This is a genomic window from Brevundimonas sp. TWP2-3-4b1, from assembly GCF_049897665.1.
GTDB lineage: Bacteria > Pseudomonadota > Alphaproteobacteria > Caulobacterales > Caulobacteraceae > Brevundimonas > Brevundimonas subvibrioides_B.
Window position 1 is genome coordinate 1 of sequence record NZ_JAFCWQ010000074.1, and the last position, 787, is coordinate 787.

Genomic DNA, 787 nt, shown 5'->3' on the forward strand with positions numbered 1-787 from the left:
TGCGGTTCACCGACAGCCAGGGCTACTTCGTCTCGGAAGCCAGCGTTTACAGGCTTTTGAAGAGCCATGACCTGATCACCAGCCCGGCCTTCATCGTCATGAAGGCCGCCAAGGCGTTCACCGACAAGACCACGGCCCCCAACCAGATGTGGCAGACCGACTTCACCTACTTCAAGATCATCGGGTGGGGCTGGGTGTATCTGTCGACGATCCTGGACGACTTCTCGCGCTACGTCATCGCCTGGAAGCTGTGCACGACCATGAAGGCCGGCGACGTCACCGACACGCTGGAACTGGCGCTCAAGGCGTCGGGTTGTGACCAGGTCAGCGTCCGGCACAGACCACGACTGCTGTCAGACAATGGCTCCAGCTACATCTCTGGTGACCTGGCCAAATGGCTGGGCGAGCAGGAGATGAAACACGTCCGAGGCGCGCCCTACCACCCCCAGACCCAGGGCAAGATCGAGCGCTGGCATCAGACCCTGAAGAACCGCATCCTGCTGGAGAACTACTTCCTGCCCGGTGACCTGGAGGCCCAGATCGGCACCTTCATCGAGCACTACAACCACGTGCGCTATCACGAGAGCCTCGACAACGTGACGCCTGCCGACGCCTACTTCGGTCGCGCCGCCGACATCCTGCGCCGCCGCGCCAGCGTCAAGCGACAGACCCTCCAACATCGGCGCTTGCAGCACCGCAAAATCGCCGCCTAAATATCGAACCCAGACAAGGCCAACTCTCCACTAAATCCGCACCCCGACTGTCCCAAAACATCTGACGACGTACA

1 protein-coding gene is annotated in these 787 nt (G+C 61.0%); it reads left to right on the plus strand.

The genetic code is table 11. The annotated features are described in order from the left end of the window. Nucleotides 1-713: IS3 family transposase (locus ACP7A5_RS17980; RefSeq protein ID WP_426043168.1), on the plus strand; the 713-nt coding region annotated here is incomplete at its 5' end. Nucleotides 714-787 lie beyond the last annotated feature (74 nt).